This is a genomic window from Desulfovibrio sp. MES5 (assembly GCF_002237645.1).
Lineage (GTDB): Bacteria > Desulfobacterota > Desulfovibrionia > Desulfovibrionales > Desulfovibrionaceae > Desulfovibrio.
On record NZ_MJUZ01000002.1, the window covers coordinates 40,104 to 59,511 of the forward strand.

Below are 19,408 nucleotides of genomic sequence, written 5' to 3' on the forward strand. Positions count from 1 at the left end.
TTGCAAGGAATACGGCGCGCCCGATATGGCGCGCGCCAGTGCGGGCACAAGGCGCATGCGCCGTATACTGGAGCAAATGAACTTTTTCAAAGTGAACTTGCTCTAAGGAAGCACTGATTAAAGAGCCTCCTGGAAACGCGCAGTTATTTCGTTTGGCAAGGCGCGATCTTTTTTTGAAGCAGCAGTGGACTCTTCCGTTCCCGACTGTTTCAAAAAAAGTGAAGCAATGCCGCCAAACGGAATAAGTCAGCGTTTTCCTAAAAATTTCAGATCTCCAGACCCTCCTCTCATCCCCCAGGTAAAGCCGCAGGCCGCCCCGACATTGTGTCAGGACGGCCTGCGGTGATTTGAATTTCTGCGCGTCGGTGGGCGCATGCTCACGCAACGCCAGAGTTTTTCAGGGTGAAAGCGCCCTAGTGGATCTGCTCTGGTTCCATATCTTCTTTTTTGAGGTAGGGAAGATAGGTGGGGTCAGTGCCCATGATATGCTGTACAAGCCAGTCCTTGAGGAAGGTCAGTAGGTCCATGCTCACAGTGGCTGTGCCGGATTTGAGCTGTTCCTCAACCTCGTCCAGCTTGGCCACGAACTTTCTGTGGATTTTCATATGTTCGGCAGCGCCCAGATAGGCTGTGGCGGTGAACATTTTTTCCTCGTCCGCAAAGTGCGTGGCCGTATAGTCGCGAAGCTTGCGCAGGATTTTCTGCACCTCGCCTGCCGTACGGTTATTGGCCATGGCCGTGTACAGTTCGTTGATATAGTCCACCAGCAGCCTGTGCTGCTTGTCCACCATGGGCACATGCAGGTCAAGTTTGGGAGTCCACTGCACGAATTTGTCGGAGGTCGCCTGCTCGTAATCGCCGGAAACCAGGGCATTGACAATCATGTCAAGCTCTTCCATGCCGCTCTGAACGCCGAGCAGGGCGGCTGTGAAGGTTTCCATACTTTGGGCGTTCTGCTCGGCCACGTGGCGGATTTCACCAAGCGCGCTTGTGGTGTCGGTGCTGTGCTGCGACTGCTCTTGCGCGCTCCTGGCCACGATCAGAAGATGTTCGGCGGTGTCGTTGATGGACTGGAGGATGTCGCGCATGACGCTGCCCGCGCGTGAAGCCTGCTCGGCTCCGTCCACGCTGAGCTGGGCGGCCTTGTCCACGGTAAGCACGTTGCGCCGTGTCTCTTCCTGGATGGCGTGCACGGCATCTTCCACTTCCTTGGTGGCGCCCATGGTTTTTTCAGCCAGTTTGCGCACCTCGTCGGCCACCACGGCAAAACCGCGCCCGGCGTCGCCCGCGCGGGCGGCCTCAATGGCGGCGTTGAGCGCCAGCAGGTTGGTCTGGTCGGCAACCTCGTTGATGACCGACATGACCTGACCGATGTTGCTGGCCTTTGTGCCAAGGTCGGCCATGGCCTGCTTGAGATGAACGATGGTGTCCTTGAGCTTTTCGATGGAGGTCAGCGCGCCTTCCACTTCACGTTCGCCTGTGGCGGCGCTGGCGCTGGAGCTTTGCGCGTTTTCTGAAAGCTCGCGCACTCTGTGTGAAGATTCCTGGGCGGTTTGCGCAACCTTTTCCATTGAGCCGCTGGTCTCGGTGAGGTGATCGCGCTGCACCTGAACGCCCGTGCTGACCTTGCTCACGAGGCTTGCCAGCTCACGCACTTCCGAAGACAGGTTTCTGCACACGGTGTGCGCCTTGTGCAGCACCATGGCTCCACGGTCAGACTTGTTGCGTATGGCCGCTTTTTCTTCTTCAATGTCATTGATCTTTGCTTGCAGCCTTGCCACCTCGGCCCGCAGTTCTTCAATGACAGAGGCGTCTTCAGCCAGGCTGCTTTCAGCAGCGCGCAAATGGGTCAGGCAGTATTCAGCTCGCTGTACTTCATCACCCTGACGTGCGGGATTGTCTTCAGCAAAAAGAGCATCAGTGCGTTCGCGCAGTTTTTGAGCTCTGTTTCTTTGGGCAAGCCAAAGGGCCGCATCAGCCAGCGCGCACAGGGCCGCCAGGGCCAGAAGACCCCATTGCGCGGCTCTACTGTCGCTTACAACGGCCAGGCCGATGAGGGAGCACAGGATGATGATTTGCAGCAAGATTCCCATAGTTACCTGCCTTGGTTTACTTGCCTATCGGTAGTTTTATAATTACGCTTAACAGCAGAAAAAGTAAATAAAACCAATTGTCACCAAAGGGGCTGATATTATGCAATTTCTTGATTGTCTGGGGCTTGCCTGTCCGCAACCTGTCATCCTTTGCCGTTCGGCTGTGGATAACGGAGTGGAATGCCTGGAAGTGCTGGTTGATAACGAGCCAGCCCTGGAAAACGTGCAGCGCTTTCTGCAGGGCAGAGGGTACACGCTGAGCGCCACCCAGGAAGGGCCGCAGCAGTGGCGCATCCGTGCTGCCGTGGATGCAGCGGCTGCCGGGGCCAGCGTGCTGGCCGCGCCCGAGGCGCGGGATGGGCAGGAGCAGGATTTGCGCACTCTTGTACTCATAACCACTGAAACCCTGGGCCGTGGCGACGACACGCTGGGCACAAAACTTATGGAGAACTTTCTGGCCACGTTGCCGGAACTGGGCTCGCGGCTGTGGCGGCTGGTGCTTGTCAATGGCGGCGTCAAGCTGACGGCCCGTCCTGGCCCGGCGCTGGATTCGTTGCAAAAGCTCGCGCAGCAGGGCGTATCCATTCTTGTGTGCGGCGCCTGCCTTGGGCACTACGGCCTTTTGGAGGCCAAGGCCGTGGGCGAGACGTCCAACATGCTGGATATCGTGACCAGCATGGATATGGCGGACAAGATCATCCGTCCCTGAGGCTCGCGCGACACGGGCGGGAACCGTGCTGACAAAGAAAAACGGCATGAAGAACTTCATGCCGTTTTTCTTTGGGCAACAGTGCGCCTGGAGTTATGCTTTCATGTCGCTGATAAGGCTGGTCAGGCCATGGGCCTGCGCGGCCAGGTCAGACACGGCTTTGGCGGCTTCTTCCATTGCCTGCGCCGTCTGGAGCGACATGGTGTTGATCTGGATAATGGTATGGTTGATTTCTTCGCTGGCTGCGGACTGCTCTTCGCTGGCCGCAGCGATGGCGTTGACCTGGTCGGCGGTGGCGTCCACCGTGGATACGATGAGCTCAAGCGCCGAACCTGACTGGTTGGCGAACTCGGCAGCGCGGTCAACCTCCTGCACGGCCTTGTCGACAGACTCCATACTGGCGGCGGTGCTATGCTGAATGGCATTTATGACCGCCCCCACGTCCTGCGTCGAGGCCATGGTTTTTTCGGCCAGTTTGCGCACCTCGTCGGCCACCACAGCAAATCCGCGTCCGGCGTCGCCCGCCCTGGCGGCCTCAATGGCGGCATTGAGGGCCAGCAGGTTTGTCTGGTCGGCAATGTCTGAAATGACGCCCATGATGCGGCTTATGTCCTGCGCATGCGAGCCGAGAAGGGCCATGTCTTCCTTGAGACGCAGGGAGGACTGGTGCACATGGTTGATGCTGTCCAGCGAACGGCTCACTATGTCCGCGCCATCCTGGGCTTTTTGCCGTGTTTCGGCCGAGGCCGTGGATGCCTGCGCGGCATTGCGGGCCACTTCCTGCACGGTGGCGTTCATTTCGTTCATGGCAGTGGCGGCTTCCGTCAACCGTTGCGAGGTTTCGGCGGTGCCGCGGTCAGACTGCTCGATTTGCGCTGAAAGCTGGGTAGATGCCGTGCTCACTATCTGGGCGACCTCTTCAAGTCTTTCGGCTGCCTGAAGCATGGCCTGGGTTTTCTGCCTGGCCTCCATGCTGGCGGCTTCGGCCTTCTCCATAGCCTCCATGGCTTTTTTCGACTGTTCCTGAGCATTGGCCGATTCACGCCTGGCGTTTTCAATATGCTGCTTCAGGGCGTCGACCATGGCCACGAGCGAAGCGAATACGCCCGTCTTGGGCTTGCCGTCGTCCACATTGTAGTCGCCGTCCACAACACGCCGGGCGAGGATGTTCAGTTCGCCGGGGTCCTTGCCCAACTGCCTGTTGACCGAGCGCGTAAGGAAAAAGACCAGAAAAACGCTGATGACAATGGTGGCCAGGGTCAGAACAATGGCCGTAGTCCGCGAGGTTTCGACAATGTTGAAGGCGTTGTGGCTGGCATCGCTGCTGCCCCTGACGTTCAGGACCACGATTTCATCAAACAGGGCCATGAGCTTTCTGAAAAGGACCCGGTACTCATTGTCGTAAATGGCTAAGGCCTGTCCGTGATCACGCTTGTCCACCATGGCGACGATTCTGCCGCGAATGCCGGATATTGTGTTCAGGGAAGAAATGATTTCTTCAAAAAGTTGTCTGCCCTTGCTGTCGGCAGAGCTGTCGTGCACGGCGAGCAGGGCTTTGTACTTGTCGCCGTTCTCTTTCAGACCCTTCAGGGTCTCGTTAATGCGATCCTTGTAATACGTTATTTCGTCGGGCTGATCGTGCAGCATCATGGTCAAAAGATCGGCGCGCACGGCGTAGAGTTGCTGGTTCATGCCCTGAATGGCGATGACAGCGGGCAGCCATGATTTATCCACGTCTTCAATATTATTATTGATGTCAGTCAGGTTTTTCATGGAAACCCCGGAAAGGGCGAGCATGACGAGAATGACCCCACAAAAGGACAGGATCATTTTACTGCTGAGTTTCATTGATGTGTCCACCTTTAAGTATTTTCATATATGTCTGTGATAACCTGGCGTTGAGGCAAAAGTCGGTAGCTGTAGACAGCAATAAAACAGATTACCCGAATACTGTTACATAAAATTAGCTTTGTGCAAAACAACATTTACATAGCACTAGTCTATAAATTATAGAAAAATGATGTGAGTGCTATGCATTTGCTGCATTGATTCGGATAAAAGCTACAATAACTCCATGCTGTTAGTTATCAATACCAACTATGGCCAAAAAAAGGCCAAGCTATATACCGCTCCGCCGATATTCCGAACGCGCCCAGCCGTAGGGATGGCCCGCGTTCGGGAGGCGTAAACCTGTGACGCGCCATGGGGCGCGTATAACCTGTGCGGCTACTTGTTTAACCAAATAATCATATTTTGCATAGTGTAAAGGTATGTTTATATATCATTCTGAAATTATTAATATAAAAATAAATGTGAAAAAAATAACTTGGAATTGCCAGCCTAGACGTATAGATTGAATACGCAATCAATTGAAACCCCGTGGCCAATGCCAAAGGAGACTATCATGAAAGGGTTAGCGATGCTTCAGTTGAACGCCGTTGGCTGGATTGAGAAAGATGCTCCCAAGTGCGGCCCTCTGGACGCGCTGGTTCAGCCCCTGGCGGTCGCCCCCTGCACGTCTGACGTACACACGGTATGGGAAGGGGCGCTGGGCGACAGGCATAACCTCATACTCGGCCATGAAGCCGTGGGCGAGGTCGTGGAAGTGGGTTCGCTGGTGCGCGACTTCAAGCCTGGCGACAGGGTCATTGTGCCTGCCATCACGCCTGACTGGAATTCGCTGGAAGCTCAGGGAGGTTACTCTATGCATTCTGGCGGCATGCTGGCAGGATGGAAGTTTTCCAACTTCAAGGACGGCGTTTTTGCCGAGCTTTTTCATGTAAACGATGCGGATGGCAATCTTGCCCTTCTGCCCTCAGACATGGACCCCGCCGAAGCGGTCATGTTGAGCGACATGGTGCCCACAGGACTGCACGGCGCTGAATTGGCGGATGTGCAGTACGGGGATTCCGTGCTGGTTGTGGGCGTTGGCCCAGTGGGGCTTATGGCGGTGGCGGGGGCAGCTCTGCGCGGTGCGGGCAGAATATATGCTGTGGGTTCGCGGGCCTTATGTGTTGCGGCCGCCAGAAAATACGGCGCAACAGAGATCATCGATTACCGGCAGGGGGATTTGGCTTCGCAGGTGGCAAGCCTCACGCGCGGTCAGGGCGTGGACAAGGCCATTATCGCAGGCGGCGATGTGGATACCTTTGCCGAGGTGGTCAAGGTGCTCAAGCCGGGCGGCCGCATCGGCAACGTCAATTATCTGGGTTCGGGGGAGTATGTGAGGATTCCACGCGCGGCATGGGGCTGCGGCATGGGGCACAAGACCATAGCCGGAGGCCTGATGCCGGGCGGGCGTTTGCGCATGCAAAAACTGGCCAGCATGCTCGCGGTGGGGCGTCTTGACGTCGCGCCGCTGATCACGCACCGCTTCCACGGTTTTGACAGGATGGAAGAGGCTCTGATGCTCATGAAGGACAAGCCGCGCGATCTTATCAAGCCTGTGGTCACTCTGTAGGCAGTTTCATGTTGAGGCTGCCCTGACGGCTGTGTGACGGGCGGACTGCACTCCCGTGCAGCATTGGAGCATTTAACCTTTCCCAAAGATGCAATGCTCCAGGCGGGCTCTGATCTTCGAGAAGTCATATCCTCAAAGGCAGGTTGCGCCGAGCCTGTCAGCAGTCAGTGCTAGATATTATAGAAAGGGAGCGCCATCCCGACTTCTGCCTGTCAGGCAGGGCGGGCGCTCTTCTTTTATGGCTTTAGCCAGTTGAGCGCGCCAGCGCGCGAAACAGAGAACCACCCGCTATGCGGGTGGGGACAAAGTGTTATACACACAAAAACACCCTTCCTGTACGATGAAGTTGTTCAAGCTCATCGTAATTTTTAAAGAAGGGTGTTTTTGTTATGGGAACCAAGGCCCAAAGCTTAGCTCACACAAAATGGCTGAGCAAGTATCATATCGTGTTTACCCCTAAGTATCGAAGAAAAATAATATTCGCACAACTGCGCGATAGTATAAAATAAATCATGCAGAGTCTTTGTAAGTACAAAGGGGTAGAGATTTTAAAAGGGCACTTGATGCCAGACCATATACACATGCTGGTGAGTATCCCGCCAAAGATCAGCGTATCGAGTTTTATGGGGTATTTGAAAGGCAAAAGCTCACTGATGATCTTTGATAACCACGCAAACCTTAAGTACAAGTTCGGCAACAGAAAGTTTTGAGCCGAAGGATACTATGTCAGCACAGTCGGACTCAACGAGGCAACGATCAGAAAATATATCCAGCAGCAGGAGAAGCATGACATTTTGCAAGATAAGTTGAGTACGCGCGAGTATCAAGACCCCTTCAAGGGGTAGCCAAAGCGACAATGGCACTGGGATTGAACGCAGTGAAAGCCAGCGTCTTTAGGCGCAGCCGGCAACAGGCCCTTACAGGGCCAGAGCAAACCACCCGCTATGCGGGTGGTGCTGATTTCAAACTGAAAATATTCTGGAGGCTTACAGCATTTCCAAAAAGGCTTCGACGCGCACCTTGAGCTGTTCGGTATCGGTTTCGGAGTAGTCGGTCTCTACCTGAAGGTAGGGCAGGCCCAGGTCATTCTGCACAAATTTTTTCAGGGTCCAGGCTTCCACGGCATAGGTCTGGCAGCCCTGCCAGGTCAGGTCCACCACGGCATCCACAGAAAAGTCGGACGTCATCTGCCGCAGGGCGACGTAACGGTTGGGATTGGGCGACATGACGGCGCAGGGCACGTCAAGGTAGCGGCGGGCCATGACGGTCAGCGGGTCGCCGTCTTCTTCCATCATGACGCGGGTTTTTTTGTAGGCAGAGCAGTTGTCCAGGCATACGACGCTGCCGCCGCATTCTTCAATGAGGCGCACAACCTTGTGCGAACCGAGGCCCACGGGAACTCCGGTCAGCAGAATGCGCGGGGCTTCGGGGCTGGTTGCGCCCTGGCCCGCGTCGGCCAGGCGGCCCATTTCTTCCGCCAGCTCTTCCAGCATGGCGATGCCCACTTCCTTGTCGGGAAAGAAGGAGGTTTTGAAGGCGATCTCCACCAGTTCCACGCCGGTGACAGGCGAGGGTTTGCGCTGGGCCAGATCCATGACGGCCTTGAGCGCCAGGCGTTCGCGATTCATGAGCCTGATGGCGTCACGCAGCTTTGCATCACTGATCTTTACGTCGAATTCCTGCTCAAGGCGGCGCACCAGACCCTCAAACTGGTTGCGCCAGTAGTTCAGCGCGTCATTGTCCTGAATCTGCGGCAATTGCAGCAATGCTATGGGCTTGTAGGGCGCCAGCAGCTCATACATTTTTTTCTTGCCGTCACAGGTGGTGTCGGCCACCACGATGTCGGCGGCGGCAAGATAGGGGCAGCTGTCCTTGAGGGCAAAGCCGAAGCTGCTCTTGATGAGGGGGCAGAGAGAGCGGGGCAGGATTTCTTCCGCCGCCGGGATGGAGTCGTTCTTGGTGCCGCAGAGAGAAACCGGAATGGCCCCGGCGGCCAGCGCGATTTCTGACGGCGAGTACAGACAGAACTGCCCAACGACCTTTTTGCCGTTCTGCTTGGCCTCCGTAAGGTTGAGCACATTTTTTTCAAAAGCGGTGGTGATTTTGTCAAAACTGGCGCACTTCATGACTGCTCCTTTGTTTTGGCCTTGAGTGGCCGGACTTTTCTTTGGGAAACGCTGATTTATTCCGTTTGGCGGCGTTGCTTCACTTTTTTTGAAACAGTCGAGGACGGAAGAGTCCACTCCTGCTTCAAAAAAAGATCGCGCCTTGCCAAACGAAACAACTGCGCGTTTCCAAGAGGCTATTTAATCAGTATTTTTTATTTTTTTCGTTCAAGCCTTTGGGCTGCCAGCAGGGCCGCGCCCAGCGCTCCTACCAGTTGCGGCTGTTCCGGCACCTGCACGGGCATGTCGAGCTCCTGGGCAAGAAAACCGCAAAAGGCGGGGCTGGTGGCCAGGCCTCCTGTAAACACGCACTGGCCGGTAAAGGCGATGCGGCGGGCAAGGCCTCGCATGCGTCTGGCTATGGACACGAAAACCCCGGCCGCCAGATCGGCGGGCGGGGTTCCCTGTGCCAGAAGACCTACAATCTCCGTTTCAGCAAAGACGGCGCACATGCTTGATATGGGCACAGGCACGCCATTGGCGGCGGTTTGGCCCAGTTCATCCAGGGGCATGCCCAGGATGCCTGCCAGCACCTGCAAAAAACGCCCTGTGCCTGCGGCGCATTTGTCGTTCATGACAAAGTCGCGCACGCCGCCGTTTTCATCCAGGCTGATGGCCTTGCTGTCCTGCCCGCCGATGTCGAGCACAACGCCGGAACCGGGAAAAAGCCACGAGGCCCCTTTGGCGTGACAGGTGATTTCAGTAACGGTTTTTTGCGCAAAGGGCAGGGCGATGCGCCCGTAGCCAGTGGCCACGACCTGCCCGAGATCCTGGCGGCTTGCGCCAGCCTCGCGACAGGCGGCGTCCAGAACCGCCTCGCCAGCCTCGCGCGTGTTCCACCCCGTAGGCAGCAGGGCGCTGCCAGCCACGGATCGGGCGGCAGAATCAAAGATCACGGCCTTGGCGGCCACAGAGCCTACGTCTATTCCGGCTGAAAGCATTGTTTTTCTCCTGTGCGCAACGAGCGTCCGTCGGGTTGTCCGCACGTGGGCGCATCCGGCGTAAAGGCCAAAAAAAGCCCCGCTGGCGGCGGGGTTGCGCTGTGAAGGAGAAGAACCGGCGGAATCTCTGAACCGCCTTCTGATAAAATACCAGGGCGCTGTTCAGAAATTCAGGCGGGACAACCTGCCCCACAGCGCCAGTATTCAGGTCATGCCGGAGCGCGTCAGGCTCCGGCCGTCACAGGACGCGCACGCAGCGCACAGGCCGCAAAAGGCCGAAGGCGTATATTCAACCGCCTCCCGTGCGCGCGTCAGCACCTGTGTTTGCATATATTCTCCAGAGGCATCAGAGCCGTTTTTTACATGTATTGCCGACAGCGTCAGCCTGCGCCCGTGAAAGCGGCGTGCCGCAATGGGGCTGCCACAATTGGTTTGGCGCAATCGTTTTGGCTTGTCCCTTCGGGCAAGGCCGGATGGACCGGGCAAGGCCGGGTGGACAGGGCAGGCCGGGCAGCCTGCGTCAGACCCGACAGGCAGCACGCAGGGCATATCCGCAAAAGCACTCTTGATGGTCAACTATCCTCAAAAGAACCAGAACTGTCAATTGGCGCGCTTTGCAGAGCGGATGCGCAGCGGCATTGCCTGCCCGCTCCCGCGCGGGGCTGGCCCGCAGGCGGAACTGCAGGGTCGGAGTTGCCCCGCGCCGTCCCCGGTGCGGCATCCAGCACACGCCGTATGTTATCCACAAGCCCGCCAACGGAAGCGAGATAGTCTTCAAGAGTGCCCAGCCACTGTTCAAGGCAGGAGCGCCCCTTGGCCGCAAGGGCATACTGCCTGCGGGCCGGGCCGCTGCCTTGCAGGTCCCAGGCGCAGTGCACGAGCCCTTCCTGCTCCATGCTCTTGAGCACGCGATAGAGACCCGCCGGGTCCGGCGGCTGCCCGTGAAATATGGCCATGCCGGCCAGGCGCTCAAGAATACGATAACCGTGCAGATTTTCGCCCGCCAGCACCGTCAGGATGGCGGGGCGCACCAGCTTAACGAGGTTTTTGCCCGTGCAGGCGCAACCCTCGAAGGGCTTTTCGTCCTGAACCGAAAAATCCTGTGGATCTGTCATGTCTGCGTCATCTCCCGTGCCGGGATGGGGTGGTGGCTTGAGTTTGTTCATTGGATTCATGCGCATTCCGTGACCTTGCGCTTCGTGCGAGGGCACGTGGCTCGCAGCGGCAATCTGCCGCCGCACGGCTCAGGGAAAGCGCCGCTCCTGTGTGTACCCTAGCCAGAGGCGCGGGCCTTGTCGAGTCTGCCCGGCAGGGGGTTGTCCCGATTCTGCACGGGCATAATCAAAGTGTGTTGCTCTGTTATTTGACTTGGTCTAGTAGTGGGGATACTCGGATAACATCGGTTTCAATAAAAGCGTGCGCCATACGCAGGTAGAGCGCGGGCAGAGCGCGACCCGACGCGAACAGGGCACGGCCCTATGCGAACAGGGCGCGGCCCGACTCGGCCATGCGGGGCCATGCGGGGCTTTGTGGGGCGCGGATAAGCGCGGAAAAGGCGGCACAGCCGCCGGGAGGCATATCATGCCAGAGGACGCGGCAAAGGCATTTTCCGTCAGTGAAGAAGCACGTCTGCTGCTGGATACCGCTGTCAGCGACAGGCGCATCGCCCATCTGCTTGAAAAGGCGGACGGCATGAGCCGCAGTCTGGCAGAGAGCCGGGGCTTTGTATGGGCGGCCATTGGCATTGACAGCACACCCTGCGATATGGGCTGTACGTTTTGCAGTCAGGCCGCGTGTTGGGACGTTTATAAGACTGCCCCGCCCCTGACGGCAGAGACGATTGTGGAAAAAGCCGGGCAATTGGCCGACGGCGGGGCGGATTTTGTGGTTTTGCGCACGACGCAGCACTACCCCCTGGAGGTTTTGCAGCGCCTGGGCCGCCTGACGCGGGACCGCATCGGCAGCGATATCCACCTTGTCATCAATACGGGCGAAATGAGTGCTGACGATGTCAGGGCGCTCAAGGATTCGGGCTTTACCATGTCCTACCATGTGGTCAGGCTGCGCGAGGGCGTGGACACGGGGCACAGCGTGGACATGCGCATGCGCACCATCGAGAATGTGCTCAAGGGCGGCCTTGAATTGCAATATCTCATTGAGCCTCTCGGGCCGGAACACAGCGCTGACGAGATACTGGTCGAAGCCCGCCGCGCGCGCGAAGTGGGCGCATCGGGCACGGGCGTGATGGCGCGGGTGCCCATTATGGGCACGCCTCTGGCTCGTTATGGGCAGGTATCCGACGCCTATCTCAAACGGGTGGCCGCCCTTGCCCGGCTGGAGTATCCCGACGGCGGGCGGCATCTCTGCGTACACCCGCCCACGCCCCAGACCCTTCGCTGCGGCGCCAACACCATTATTGTGGAACAGGCCGCCAACCCCCGTGATACGTCCTCAAGCATCAGCCCCTGGCGTGGGTTTGACCTGCCCGGCGCACGCGCGGTGCTGCGCGAGGCAGGACTTGAGGTGCGCCAGGCCAGGGCCGAAGCGTGAAGATTGCAAGGGCTTGGGCTGCCTGGATGTGGCGCGTGGCCGCACCCAGGCTGTTCGGGTCTGGTCTGTGGCAGGCTACAGCACTGATCGTTTCGGCGGGTGTTATGGACATGCACAGCGTGAGGCAACGCCACCTGCGGGCGTTCGCATGTGGGACGCCGGGCCTTTAACCCCGTGCGCCATGTGTCCCTTCCCTATGCGCTTTCGCATATGACAAGCGCCCTCTGCGTGCGGCAGAGGGCGCTTATTTTTCAGTGGGTCAGAGGCTCGCGGGCTTACTTGGCCTGCTGGTCCCCTGAGGTTGACTGGGCAGGTGCGGAAGCCTCTGCCGGGGCAGCCGTCGGGGCCGCAGCGGGAGCGGGAACCTGCGGCGCGGCGCTGACGCTGTCGTCAGCCTTAGCCGCATCAGGCTGCGCGGCCGGCGCTGCCTCCACCGTCGGAGCAGCGGGCTCAGCTTTGGCGGCATCAGCAGGCCCGGAGGCTCCGGGGGCCGCACCCTCACCCGCAGTTCCGGGCGCTTGCGTTGGCGTGCCAGCGGCATTGCCGTTTTTGCCAAATTTGCCGTCCGTTTCTTCCATCACCTTGGCATCGTAGTCCGCGGCTTCCGACGCGGCCTTTTCGAGCGCCTTTTCAATGGGAGACGTCTGCTTGTCCGAATCCGGCTTGGCGCTTTCCGGAGCTGGTGTCTGGGGCGCGGCGGCGTCAGGCGAGGCCGCTTCGGGAGTAGCGGATTCGCCAGCTGGCGCGGTAGGGGCAGCGCTTTCCGGGGCCGGGGTTTCACTGGCGGGAGCTTCAGGCGCGGTCGCGGGCGCGGGGTTCAATATTTCTTCAAGATGGCTCAGTTTGGCCTGGGGAACGGCCTTGAGCTGCGGGCCAAGCAGCAGGGAGCCGGGCTGGGCCAGCAGGATGACGATGACTGTGCAGATGAGCAGCGCGCCGCCCATGCCGCCATGAGCGCCCTTGCGCACCATGCGGGCCAGCAGGATGGCGGCAGCAATGCATATGACGCCGATAATGGGCAGGGCCTTGAGGCCAAGAACCATTTCACGCTGATCAAGGGTGAGGGTGAACTTGAAGAAGCCGCCCATCCAGTCAAGCGTGGGGCCGAAGCCCGCCGCCGTCAGGGCCATGCCCGCGTGCAGCAGGCAGAGCGCGGCGAAGATGAAGAACAGGCGACCGCCCAGGCCCGTGAGGCGCAGCAGCGCCTTGCCCAGCAAGGGTGCAGCGAGGCATATGACGGTGAGAGCGGCGCTGACAGGATCATAGGCAGTGAGGCTCAGCACGGCGGCCACGGCGACGCCTATCCACATAAAGGCGATTCCGGCCCTGTCCTTGCGCGAGGACGCAAGGTCGCCGGGGGCCGTGCGCAGCACGCGAACCCAGGAAACGCAGGCAACAATGGCCAGCCAGGGCAGCAGGCCCGCAGCGGCTATAAGCAGGGGCAGCCACCACTTGGCGCTGGGCCAGGGCCAGAGCATGAGGCGTTCGCCCAAGAATTTCAGATATCCGTCAGGCTGCTGCCACAGCATGACGCCGCCGAGCCAGCAGGCCACCATAAGAAGCAGGAGCACAAAACCCGTCACGCCGTCCAGTCCCTGCGCCCGGCGGAAAGTGCCCCGCCAGCCCAGGAAGAAGATACTGACGACCAGGGGCAGCATGATGTGGAACAGGCCCCCCGTGAGCCCGGCCAGCGCCGCCAGCACAAAGCCCGCAGGCAGGCTTATCCAGGCCTGGGGTTTTTGCCAGCCGTGGCAGAGCAGGGCCAGGGCAAAGAGGGTAAGGGCGGCGGCAAGACTTTCTGGCCCGGTAAAATGGGCCAGGGGCACAAAGAGCGGGGCGGCCAGAAGAATCATGCCTCCTGCCAGCGCCTCCTGCGAGTTCAGGCCTGCCACGCGGGACAGCGTCCACGCGCCCAAAAGGCAAAGCAGCGCGCCCGCAAGCCCCGCAAGGGGGAAGAGCAGGGGGCCAAAGCCCGGGCCAGCCATGGCCATGAGGCTCTGCATGCCCGCAAGATACCAGTGGTACACCGGCCAGTGGGCAAGGCCAGGAGCGGCCGGGGCGAGCCACAGTCCGGTCTGGCTGGTCTGGTTGAACACAAGGATGCTTTCAGCCTCGCGCGGGCAGTACAGGGCATTGCCCATAAAGGCGGGCCATGCCTGCGCCAGCAAGATCAGAAGCAGAAAAAACGGCCCGACGCGGCTGGCGGCTTCAAAAATCTTTTGTGCGGCATTGGGCTTAACCGGAGCATCGGGGGCCGTGCTGGCAGCTGCCGTGGCGGCGCTTTGCCCGTCGGCGGGTTTGCCCAGCTTGGCCCGCCATGAGGAAAGCATACCCCGGCCCTTGGGCTTGCCGTCATTCTGGCTGGCCGCGTTCTGGCCGTAGCCCTGCTGTACGGAGCCGGACGAAGAGCTGAAGCCGTGATCGTGCGCAGAGCCAGCGTTGTAGGAGTGCTGTGGAGCTTCCGGCGGGGAGGAGGCGTCCCGGTTCGCGGCTGTCTGGTCGCAAGACAGGGGGCCTGCCCCCTGCGCGTTGCCAGCCGCGTTGGCCTGAGCGTCCTTGCCGGGCCCGCTGGAAGGGGCATGGTCCGCATTATCCACGCGGCTGTGCTGGTCGTCTTCAGGCTTGGTGGGGTTCTGGGTCATTGATTCGCTCCTTCAGAGGTTACCGCCTGTCCCACGAGCAGCACATGCCGGGACTGGCGGGCGTCAAGGTCAAGTTCCACAGTATGCCCCTGCACGGGCAGGTTCTGGCCGTTCAGGATATTTCGGGCGCCGCGTGCCGGGGTTGGCAGGGTGCAGGCAAGGCGCTGGCTTTTGTCGGAAAAATTGGCGGCCAGCAGCCAGTAGCCGCCGCCGGGCAAGGCGCTCAGCACGCCCACGCAGCCTGCGGGGCCGGAAAAAATGGAAATCACGCGCCCCGCAGCCAGACCGGCCTCGCGGCGGGCGCGCAAAAGCGCGGCCAGTTCGTGAACAAAGCTCTGTTTGTCGGCCCACTGTCTGTCCAGAGCGCCGAAAGCCAGGGGCGCTGGCGGCACTGACCCCACAAGGCCCAGGCGCTCATCCCACAGGGGCACGTTGCCCATGCTGCGCGGCATGCCCGCCGGGGGCTGCGGCAGATTGAGCGCGCCTGTCATGTCCTGCGGGCTGATAAAGGCCAGACCCGGAAGCCCTATGCGAAAAGAAAGCAGCAGCAATACCGTTTGCCGCATGGCCGCAGCCTGCGCGGGGCGGGCGGCGGATGTGGCGTCCAGCCCAAGGGCCAGGGCCGCAAGGCCAGCCTGCGTAGTCCACAGCGTGGTATCTTCGGGCGAGGCTTTTGCCAGTTGCTGCGCCCGGCGCACCATATCTCTTCCCTGGGGCAGGTCCAGCAGGGGCCGCCAGTCTATGCTCTGCAAGTCCTTTTGCCCACGCGCCAGACGGCTGTGATCCACGCCCTGCTCCAGCGAGGCGCGCAAAAGCCGGACCAGGGGGGCGGCGTCGCCACTCAGCAGGGCGTATGCCGCAGCGGGTTCGGTAATGACGTCGCGCGTAAAATCCACTGCCGTGTCCAGCACCGCCCTGGTCAGGGAGGGCGGCAGAACGTCATCCTGCATGGCCCAGCCGCCATAGCGGTGTATCTCGCGCGAAAGGGCGTCCAGCGCTTCCAGCCCTGGCGTCAGTTCCGCCAGACTGGACGTATCGGCCTGGCGGCTGGCAGATTGGCCTTTTGTTTTGCTCACTGACGGCATCATGCCCTGGCCTGCTCCCTGTCCAGACGTCGCATTTGCCTGTGCGGCGGGCACATCCAGCCCCATGAGCGCTTCCAGGCGCAGACCTGCAAGGGTATGTTGCTGCAAGCCGGTATGGCGGATGACCGCTGCCGAAAATATGCGCCTGGCCTGACCCGAGGGGTCCTGCCAGAGTAGTACGGGGCGCAGTGCGTCCCCGCTGTAGCGGTAAACCCAGCGCCGGGTCTGTCCGTCCGCCCCGCGCACCTCGCCCGTGACGGCCCAGCCGCCGGGGGTTGCCCAGGGCAGGGTGTCGCGGCTGAGGCCTGGGGGCAGAAGTCCCCGCTGCACAAGGGTCTGCACGGCCTGCGGGCGCAGGGGCAGGCAGTCCCATTCATCACCGGTGACAGGCAGGGCGTCCCAGTCTTTTTGCGGCACGGCCATCATGGCATAGAGACCGTCAAAACGCGAGGCGCGACGGGCCTGTAGGATAAAGTCCGGCCCAAATCCCGTGGCGGCTGGCGGCAGTTCGCCGCCCATCTGGATGTCCTGTTTTTCCAGACGGGACGCGGTGCTCTCAAAATCTTCCTCAGTCCCCATGGCCGGATCCAGGCGCAGGGCCGTCACGTTGACGCCGCCGGGCGTGGACATTTTCTGGCTGCCCCAGATATCGCCCTTTTCGCCAGTGGGCGCGGCAAACAGTCCGTTCAGGCCTGCCTGACCCAGAAATTCCGGCAGCCCGGACAGGCCGAGCGCCCTCCAGAAGGGATGACCCGCCGTGACCGTATGCGGATTCACGTCCAGCCATGAAGGCGCTGCGGAGAGCAGCAGGGGAACCCGGCGGGCAGCGGCGCTGTTGCGCCAGATGCGTTCCGTACCGGAAACCTGAGCGGTCAGCTCCTGGGTGGAGCCGAGCATGGATTGGCGCTCAAGCCACTGCAGATAGCCCGGATCAGCGCGCGGCAGGACGCCGTTTGAGGCGGACGCAGCTTGAGATGCGCCGGATGCGCGCCGCGCCGCGCCCTCCTGCCGTGGCGTGCAGGCGCAAAGCAGCAGAGCCAGCACGCAGAAAAAGAGCGGCAAAAAGCGCAACGGCAACAATGAAGCCGCAGGAAAAGGGCGGCATTGCGCCGCGCACGTCGTGGGCCGCGTCAGCCCCGTGATCAGGACTGGGCCTCTTCCTCTGCCTTGGCCGTATTCCACAGTTCGTCCTTCTCGTCGAGACTCAGGGCCGTAAAGTCCTGCCCCTGCTGGCGGGCCAGTTCTTCCATACGGGCAAAGCGCTTCAGGAAGCGGCGCGTGGCGAGGTCAAGGGCCTCGCTGGCCTTGATGCCCTTGCGGCGTCCCAGTTCGGCAATGCTGAAAAGCAGGTCGCCCAGTTCGTGTTTTTGCGCCTCGGCATCGTTGCTGGCTGAGGCGTCCAGCCACTCCAGCCATTCGGCTTCAACCTGCTGCTCCACCTCTTCGTCCTCGGGCCAGGTGAACCCGATGCGGGCAGCCTTGGAGTGGATGCGATAGGCCTTCAGCAGGGGGGGCAGGCTTTCCGGCAGGCTGTCGTAGAGCCCCTTGGGCTTGCCTTCTTCGTCGGCATGCTCGGCCCTTTTAATCTTTTCCCAGGCTTTGAGCTGCTCGTCCAGGCTGTCAAAAACCGTGTCGCCAAAAACGTGAGGGTGGCGGCGGATCATCTTGGCCTTGTTGTTGTTGAGGGCGTCGGCAAAGGTGAACTGCCCTTCCTTTTCATACAGTCGGGCCACAAAAAGCAGCAGAAAGGCCACATCGCCAAGCTCTTCGCGGATGTCGACCACATTGCCGGAGCGTATGGCGCTGACCAGCTCATGACTTTCTTCAATGATATAGTCGGCCAGGGACTGGGCGGTCTGCTCCTTGTCCCAGGGACAGCCCTCGGGGCTGGTGAGTTTGTCAATGACTCCCTGCAATTCTTCAACGGCGCTCTTTTCCATAGAGTCTACGCTTCCTTGCCTGTTACGGATGCAGTGTTAAAGCCCAAGACGCGATACGAGGTCGGGCGGCAGCCAGCCCCGGACCTGCGCCGTGAGGGCGGTGAAATAGGGCGGCACGCGGCTGTGCTGCATAAAGGCCGCCTGTGAGAAATATTTTTGCAGCACAAGCATGCACAAAGACCACAAAAGCGCGCCCTTGGCAAAACCCAACGCGGCCCCGGCCAGCCTGTCGGCCCAGCTGACAAAAGAAAGCGAAAGAATTTTTTGCAGCAGGCGGGCCAGCAGGGCCACTGATATGAGCACCCCCAGAAATACCAGCACATAGGCCGCAATGGTGCGCCACCCCGGATCAGAAATGAGGGTCAGGTGGGGCGAAAGCAGGTAGTGATAGGTGTGGGCAGCCCAAAAACCGCCCAACAGCGACACAATGCCCGCCACTTCGCCAACAAAGCCGTTAAGATAGCCGCGTCCGGCAAAGAACGCCAGCGTCAGAACAACAATGAGGTCAAAAATATCCTGGCCCATGGTTTCTCCCTGAACGTGCCCCTTGCGTGTGCCTTTCGCGCCGCGCTCTCACGCTTGCGCCAGCGGGCAGCGCCAGACACCATAGCAAAAGCGTGGGCGCGGCACAATGCGTCAGTCAAGGGCAGCGCCCCCCAGGCGGTCGGTAATGCCCTTTTGCAAAAAACCTGTTGTAGATCTGGCGGGAAAACCGTTTTTCACGCCGGAGCGTCTGCAGGGTGAAGACGCTGGCGGCTGCAGGCGTCTGCCCACCGTGTACGCCCCCCGTGCATGACCAGTATCGAGCATGGCCGTCGAATGGCCAAGGGTGCTGGAGCAGATCTGCCGGGCCGGCGCGGCGCAGATGCGCTGCGATACGCCGCGACCTCATGTCGGAATTACGTAATGAGGTGAAGGCGCACGCAAAAATCATCGACGCCATGGCGGTTTTGACATGATCCGTACAGCGGTTACAGTGGGCGGGCATGGGTGCGGAAACGCACACGCGCAGGCCCCTGCTCAGGGTCCTGCTCTAAATTAGTTCAAGGCCAGTTCTGGGCCAGGTCAAGGCCCATGTAAGGGCCACGCAGGGAACGACCCGTTCGCATTTCACTATATATGGAGATGAGCCATGGTGGTACTGCAGGAAAGGGGCCCCGTCGCCGGGGTCGTGCTCGCGGGGGGGCTCTCCCGCCGGATGGGAAAGGACAAGGCTCTGGAGCGTCTGGCTGGGCCGACGGGATCGACCTCAGAGGATATGGCGGGCGGCAATGACGGCAGCATGCTGGCCCGTGTTCATTGTCTGGTGCGTTCCCTTGTGCCTGTGTGTTTTGTTTCCTGTCGCGCGGACACTCCCCGGCAGGGGTATGACTGCGTTTTTGACGCCGTACGGGGGGTCGGGCCCACGGCAGGCTTGCAGGCGGCTTTGCGACAGGCCGAAGATATGGGCTTTGCAGCCGTGCTGGCGCTTTCCTGCGATCTGCCCTTTATGGATGCCTCCACCTTGCGCAAACTGCTCGCAGCCAGAAATGAAGCTCCGGCCACCAGCCTTGTCACCGCATACCGCGAGCGGCACACAGGACGCATTGAATCCCTCGTGGCTGTGTACGAGGTAGGGGCACTGCCGTATTTTGATCGTGCTCTCGTCCAGGGCCAGCGCAGGATTGCCAGTGTTATCCCACAGGAATTCCAGTGCCTTTTGGATTATGGCCCCGAAGAGGCCGCGCCTTTTTTCAACTGCAACAGCCCAGAAGACCTGGCTCTGGCTCAGGCCCGACTGTCATAGAAAATCACGATTTTTTAAAAAACGTGATTTATCAATA

13 protein-coding genes and 1 pseudogene are annotated in these 19,408 nt (G+C 60.2%); 5 read left to right on the forward strand and 9 right to left on the reverse strand.

Annotated elements, in window-relative coordinates; translation table 11 throughout:
* Positions 1–413: 413 nt before the first annotated feature.
* On the reverse strand, positions 414–2,093 hold the full coding sequence (locus tag BCS36_RS00615) for a bacteriohemerythrin (RefSeq protein WP_291300999.1): 1,680 nt from the start codon (positions 2,091–2,093) through the stop codon (positions 414–416).
* A gap of 100 nt (positions 2,094–2,193) precedes the next feature.
* Between BCS36_RS00615 and yedF the strand changes: the two genes are divergently transcribed.
* Positions 2,194–2,802, forward strand: a complete 609-nt coding sequence (yedF, locus tag BCS36_RS00620) for a sulfurtransferase-like selenium metabolism protein YedF (protein WP_291301000.1) — start codon at positions 2,194–2,196, stop codon at positions 2,800–2,802.
* 93 nt (positions 2,803–2,895) lie between these two features.
* Here yedF and BCS36_RS00625 read toward each other — a convergent pair whose 3' ends face one another.
* A complete protein-coding gene (locus BCS36_RS00625; protein WP_291301001.1) occupies positions 2,896–4,650 on the reverse strand; it encodes a methyl-accepting chemotaxis protein in 1,755 nt (584 codons plus the stop codon).
* A gap of 556 nt (positions 4,651–5,206) precedes the next feature.
* On the opposite strand from BCS36_RS00625, the gene BCS36_RS00630 reads away from it, so the two are divergent.
* Positions 5,207–6,262 carry an NAD(P)-dependent alcohol dehydrogenase gene (locus tag BCS36_RS00630; protein ID WP_291301002.1) on the forward strand — a complete coding sequence of 352 codons (1,056 nt, stop codon included), beginning with the start codon at positions 5,207–5,209 and terminating at the stop codon, positions 6,260–6,262.
* Between the two features lie 389 nt (positions 6,263–6,651).
* A pseudogene (gene tnpA, locus BCS36_RS00635) lies at positions 6,652–7,107 on the forward strand (IS200/IS605 family transposase).
* Positions 7,108–7,248: 141 nt separating this feature from the next.
* Here tnpA and BCS36_RS00640 read toward each other — a convergent pair.
* The 3 genes from BCS36_RS00640 to BCS36_RS00650 all read right to left on the reverse strand — a co-directional run bounded on the left by BCS36_RS00640 (position 7,249) and on the right by BCS36_RS00650 (position 10,543).
* Positions 7,249–8,388 (reverse strand): double-cubane-cluster-containing anaerobic reductase, encoded by a 1,140-nt coding sequence (locus BCS36_RS00640; RefSeq protein ID WP_291301003.1) that lies wholly within the window; start codon positions 8,386–8,388, stop codon positions 7,249–7,251.
* A 194-nt stretch (positions 8,389–8,582) separates the two neighbouring features.
* Positions 8,583–9,368 (reverse strand): acyl-CoA dehydratase activase, encoded by a 786-nt coding sequence (locus tag BCS36_RS00645; protein WP_291301004.1) that lies wholly within the window; start codon positions 9,366–9,368, stop codon positions 8,583–8,585.
* A gap of 572 nt (positions 9,369–9,940) precedes the next feature.
* Positions 9,941–10,543: a PadR family transcriptional regulator gene (locus BCS36_RS00650; protein ID WP_291301005.1), complete on the reverse strand. Its 603-nt coding sequence runs from the start codon at positions 10,541–10,543 to the stop codon at positions 9,941–9,943.
* Between the two features lie 406 nt (positions 10,544–10,949).
* On the opposite strand from BCS36_RS00650, the gene BCS36_RS00655 reads away from it, so the two are divergent.
* The gene (locus tag BCS36_RS00655) at positions 10,950–11,918 is read left to right on the forward strand and encodes a hypothetical protein (protein WP_291301006.1); all 969 of its coding nucleotides are present in this window, start codon (positions 10,950–10,952) and stop codon (positions 11,916–11,918) included.
* A gap of 275 nt (positions 11,919–12,193) precedes the next feature.
* On the opposite strand, the gene BCS36_RS00660 is transcribed toward BCS36_RS00655, so the two are convergent.
* The 4 genes from BCS36_RS00660 to BCS36_RS00675 all read right to left on the reverse strand — a co-directional run bounded on the left by BCS36_RS00660 (position 12,194) and on the right by BCS36_RS00675 (position 18,110).
* Positions 12,194–14,560, reverse strand: coding sequence for a hypothetical protein (locus BCS36_RS00660; protein WP_291301007.1), 2,367 nt, complete (start codon positions 14,558–14,560; stop codon positions 12,194–12,196).
* Positions 14,557–16,689 (reverse strand): hypothetical protein, encoded by a 2,133-nt coding sequence (locus tag BCS36_RS00665; protein ID WP_291301008.1) that lies wholly within the window; start codon positions 16,687–16,689, stop codon positions 14,557–14,559. The genes BCS36_RS00660 and BCS36_RS00665 overlap by 4 nt, the downstream gene beginning before the upstream one ends.
* A 98-nt stretch (positions 16,690–16,787) precedes the next feature.
* The gene (gene mazG, locus BCS36_RS00670) at positions 16,788–17,585 is read right to left on the reverse strand and encodes a nucleoside triphosphate pyrophosphohydrolase (RefSeq protein ID WP_291301009.1); all 798 of its coding nucleotides are present in this window, start codon (positions 17,583–17,585) and stop codon (positions 16,788–16,790) included.
* A gap of 36 nt (positions 17,586–17,621) precedes the next feature.
* Positions 17,622–18,110, reverse strand: coding sequence for a CvpA family protein (locus BCS36_RS00675; RefSeq protein ID WP_291301010.1), 489 nt, complete (start codon positions 18,108–18,110; stop codon positions 17,622–17,624).
* A 607-nt stretch (positions 18,111–18,717) separates the two neighbouring features.
* On the opposite strand from BCS36_RS00675, the gene BCS36_RS00680 reads away from it, so the two are divergent.
* On the forward strand, positions 18,718–19,371 hold the full coding sequence (locus BCS36_RS00680; RefSeq protein ID WP_291301011.1) for a molybdenum cofactor guanylyltransferase: 654 nt from the start codon (positions 18,718–18,720) through the stop codon (positions 19,369–19,371).
* Positions 19,372–19,408: the final 37 nt, after the last annotated feature.